A 4,292-nucleotide genomic window follows, 5' to 3' on the forward strand; every position below is an offset into this window, starting at 1 on the left:
GGCTCCAATTCCTTGCCTCGTTACATTTTTGACGATTAACGTCTTCTTAGAGCCTTTCAGCTTAATATAGACGTCTCCAAAGGCCACTTCTCCCTTTTCGTTAACGGCAGGAGCATAGGCATGCAATAGGCCGACTTTATTGACAGGGACGGCATAGCTGTTGTTCTGTTTTGTCCCTCTGCCGATCACTGTGTTGAAAGAAAGTGGAAGCTTAGTGTTCTTTTGAGCTTCAAGTAAAATCAATTTCATCATCTGGTCACTATGACTGATTCTTGAGGTCAAACCGCCTTTAATTGATTTTTCTTCTTTTTGAAGGTAATTGATTTTTTCTGTCGCTTTTCCACCATGATTACTGAGTTCATTGACATTGATTTCTTGATATTCCCAGTTAATATTGGTTTCCTTGGATTCATACGCTAACGGCCATCGCCCGAGAAAAATTTCTCCGCGATATCCTATAGCAAATGGAGATGGCTTTAACGAGGTTTCGTTCAACATTTCGATCAATTGTGGATTCGTAATGCGGACATCTGTATCCTTCATCAGTTCCTTCGTAATCTCTTCCGCCTCCAACAGCTCTTGGTCGTCCGTTGAATTCGGGTACGTATTGTCCTTGGATATATTTAAAACGTGACTCGGGATGCCTCCCTCTTTGCCGCTTTCCTTTTCGTCAGCAGCTATAGTTGTTGCACTGAACAGTGTATATAACCCAATAAGAATGATTAGTCCTAACCATTTTGTTTTCACAGCATGGACCACCCTTTCGTTTTTTCTTATCTTGTGAAAGATGGTCCTTGTCTATTCAATAAATCAAGAGAGCATTTGATTCATGACGCGTCTTGCTTTAGGATCAAAGAACTGAATGGCAGGTCCAATACAAAGAAGAATAACCAATGTCCCTACACCGATCGGTCCTCCTAAAGCCAAAGCAAGTACTAAAGCAAAAACCTCTGTTAACGTCTTGGCAGAAGTTAGACTGAAACCAAACCTTTTTTGCAAGGCCACCATGAACCCATCAATAGGATTTAATGAAAACTTAGGCTGTAAATAAAGCGATACGCCAATGGCAATAATTACAATGCCTGCTAATAAAATGAAGAGTTGCTTAACGAACCCTTCTACAGCAAAGGACTCAAATACTGTTAATAGCCAGAAATCAATCATCTTGCCAACGACAAGGATGGTGATTACGGCTAATACATCTGGCCTCTCTTTAGCAATCAAGGCGTTCGTGACGATTAGAATCGCGCCGATGATGATGACCCAATTTCCAACCGTTAACCCAACCGTTTCCGTCAAGCCTACGTTCATCGCATCCCATGCACCGGCCCCTAATTCCGCTTTGATTGTCAAAGTGATCCCGAGAGCAATTGTTATCAGCCCCACTATGTAGAAAAACACTTTTATACTTAAGTTCTTCATGGTGCACCTCTCCTTTTTCCATTAAAAAAGAGCACTTATCCAAATTAAGGATAAGGCTCCCTTTATTTTACTTGTTGAGCTCAATGCACTCAAGTGTTTCTTTGACTTCAATACTATTTTTAACCGATTGAACCATAGAACAATTATTTCTGGATACATCTAGGTTTTTAAGCAACTTGTCTTGATTCAAGTGGTAACCTTTAATGACAAAATGAAGGTGAATATTTTCAATTCTGTTCGCCTCGTCAGGATTACGCGTAACCTCAGCAGTTACTTTGATATCTTCATAATCTACTCGTTGTTTATCCAAAATCTTACGAAATACACCGATGCTGCAGCCAGCAATAGAAGCGACCATCAGTTGATAAGGGCGGAAGCCGAATGTTTCATCTCCTGAGATGTTCAATTGTCCGAATTCGAAGGAAGTACGGACACCGTTTTCTTTCAAATAAAAATCCATTTCTATCCACTCCTTTTTAGTTAGCTGCGCCTTTAGTTATATAATAACCGTTTTACCTAGGGAAATAACCTTCACAACGAAAGACTTGCCTCGTTCTTTCCTATTGTTTACGATAATGAAGTCGACATACAACATGAAAGGAAGAGGCATTATCGTATCCTCAAAATCACGTTTTTGGATTTTAATCGGACTCGTCACTATTTCAGGTTTTTCACAAGGGATGCTGCTTCCACTAATTGCTGTCATTCTTGAACAGAATGGGATTTCTTCATCCATAAATGGATTACACGCGACAGGATTATATATTGGAATCCTGTTATCTTCCCCATTCATGGAAAAACCTCTTCAAAAATACGGCTACAAACCAATGATAATGGCAGGTGGCGCATTGGTCTTTCTATCATTGCTCTTATTCCCATTTTGGCAGGCGCTATGGTTTTGGTTCATTTTACGAGTGACCATAGGAATCGGGGATCAAATTCTCCACTTCGGGACACAAACATGGATCACTGCTACTTCGGCTAAACATACACGTGGCAAAAGCATCGCCTACTACGGTCTGTTTTTCAGCCTTGGATTCACGATTGGTCCACTTATGACGAATTTGCTTGAATGGAGCATTTACGCCCCGTTCCTCATCTCAGCTTTATTAAGTATGCTTGTTTGGCTAATGATGATTTGGGTCAGAAATGAAACTCCCGCGAAAGACCATACCACAGCCTATGGAACAAGTTCAATAAAAAGGTTCGGAAAAGCAATCAAAATTGGATGGGTAGCTTTTCTACCTCCAATGGCATACGGTTTTTTAGAGGCGACCCTTCACGGGATCTTCCCTGTTTATGGACTCAGGATCGGCCATGATGTGAATATTTTATCGTTGATCATACCCAGCTTTGCCTTTGCCAGTCTGTTCTCACAAATCCCGCTTGGCGCGTTAAGCGATGTAGTCGGAAGAAAAAAAGTAATTGTAACCGTCGTCTTGGGTGGAATCGCAGCGTTTCTAGCTGCTGCCATATTTGAGGATTCTGTCGTTATGCTTTTTGTTACGTTTGCACTTGCAGGGTTATTTGTCGGCTCGCTTTTCTCGCTTGGTATTTCCTACATGACCGACCTTTTACCGAAAGACTTACTGCCGGCTGGCAATATCTTGTGTGGAATGTCGTTTAGTATCGGAAGTATCCTGGGACCTTTTCTCTCTGGAACCTTTCTGGATCTCGCTCCAGGTCTATCGTTCTTTTATGTGATTGTTGCATTGTTAGTCCTCGTATTAGTTGCGACGATAACTAAAAAAAGTCCTCAAAAACAAACAGCTGCGAACGCTTAGTCCGCAGCTGTTTAATTTTGAATTATTTTTATCCCATTAAAGCTCCATTTGTTGAATACTCAGTTTCGAGACATTCGTGAGAGTTTGGGGCTGCAGGAAAAGGTCGCTTTCCGAGCAACAATAGGATTTGATAATGCCGTTTATTTAGATAACGCTTCACTAAGTACGTCCAAATTTTCACGCATCAATGTGAAGTAGTTGTCTTTATTATTCACATTTTCTTCTGTTAATACTGAAAGGTTATTCACCCTCAGAGCCTCTGCACCAATTTCTTTCTGAACGACTTCCGACACTTTAGGTGTCACGTTCTGTTCGAATAATACAAAATTAATATCATTTTCTTTGGCTTTTTCGATGATTTTCTCTAATTCTTTTTGAGAGGGTTCACTTGTTGGACTCAATCCTGATACAGCCACTTGGTGAATACCATACGCTTGCTCCCAATACCCATAAGCCGCATGGGAAACAATGATTTTATTTTTAGGCTTGCTTTCAAGCTGGTTATGAAACTCCTGATCGAGATCTTGCAATTCTTTCTTCAGCTGCTTAAAATTTTCGTTAAATTTATCTTTTTGTTCTGGTTTTATTTCTACTAGCGTTTCTTTGATGTTCTCTGCTAATTGAACGGAACGAATAGGATCTAGCCAAACGTGTGGGTCTTGGTCTCCATGATTATGACCTTCATGCCCTGCTTCCTCATTTTTGCTCTGTTCTTCTTCATGAGCGTGTTCATCTTCCTCACTGTTTCCTCCGTCATGATTGTGTACATGTTTTTCTAACTGTATGCCTTCAGAAGCTTCAAGGATCGTAACTCCTTCAGGTTTAATCGCATCAGAAATAGTTTCTGCATACCCTTCAAGACCTGCACTACTATAAATGAAAGCGTCCGCTTCTGCCATCTTTACCATCTCTTTTGTTGTCGGCTCATACGTGTGAGGATCCGACCCTGGAGGTAAAATGGAGCTTACGTCAGCGGAATCACCTGCAATTTGCTTTGTAAAATATTGAAGTGGGTAAACGGTTGTATAGATTTTCAGCTGACCTTTTTTTTCAGATGATGAGGCATCCTCACTCTTTGTGAGATCA

The 4,292-nt window shown here is 40.8% G+C and carries 5 protein-coding genes; 1 reads left to right on the plus strand and 4 read right to left on the minus strand.

The genetic code is table 11. From position 1 onward, the window contains the following. The 3 genes from LD39_RS09025 to LD39_RS09035 form a co-directional block, all read right to left on the minus strand. Window positions 1–747, minus strand: a 747-nt coding sequence (locus tag LD39_RS09025) for a YfkD family protein (protein ID WP_156112600.1), incomplete at its 3' end; no start/stop codon positions are given. Between the two features lie 63 nt (window positions 748–810). Then, window positions 811–1,422, minus strand: coding sequence for a YitT family protein (locus LD39_RS09030; protein ID WP_035545408.1), 612 nt, complete (start codon window positions 1,420–1,422; stop codon window positions 811–813). Window positions 1,423–1,489: 67 nt separating this feature from the next. Beyond that, a complete protein-coding gene (locus tag LD39_RS09035; protein WP_035545410.1) occupies window positions 1,490–1,882 on the minus strand; it encodes an OsmC family protein in 393 nt (130 codons plus the stop codon). 151 nt (window positions 1,883–2,033) lie between these two features. Between LD39_RS09035 and LD39_RS09040 the strand changes: the two genes are divergently transcribed. Beyond that, on the plus strand, window positions 2,034–3,206 hold the full coding sequence (locus LD39_RS09040) for an MFS transporter (protein ID WP_035545416.1): 1,173 nt from the start codon (window positions 2,034–2,036) through the stop codon (window positions 3,204–3,206). Window positions 3,207–3,346: 140 nt separating this feature from the next. Here the strand turns inward: LD39_RS09040 and LD39_RS09045 are convergent. Further along, on the minus strand, window positions 3,347–4,292 hold a 946-nt coding region (locus LD39_RS09045), incomplete at its 5' end, for a metal ABC transporter solute-binding protein, Zn/Mn family (RefSeq protein ID WP_035545412.1).

The organism is Halobacillus sp. BBL2006, assembly GCF_000786645.1.
Classification (GTDB): Bacteria; Bacillota; Bacilli; order Bacillales; family Halobacillaceae; genus Halobacillus.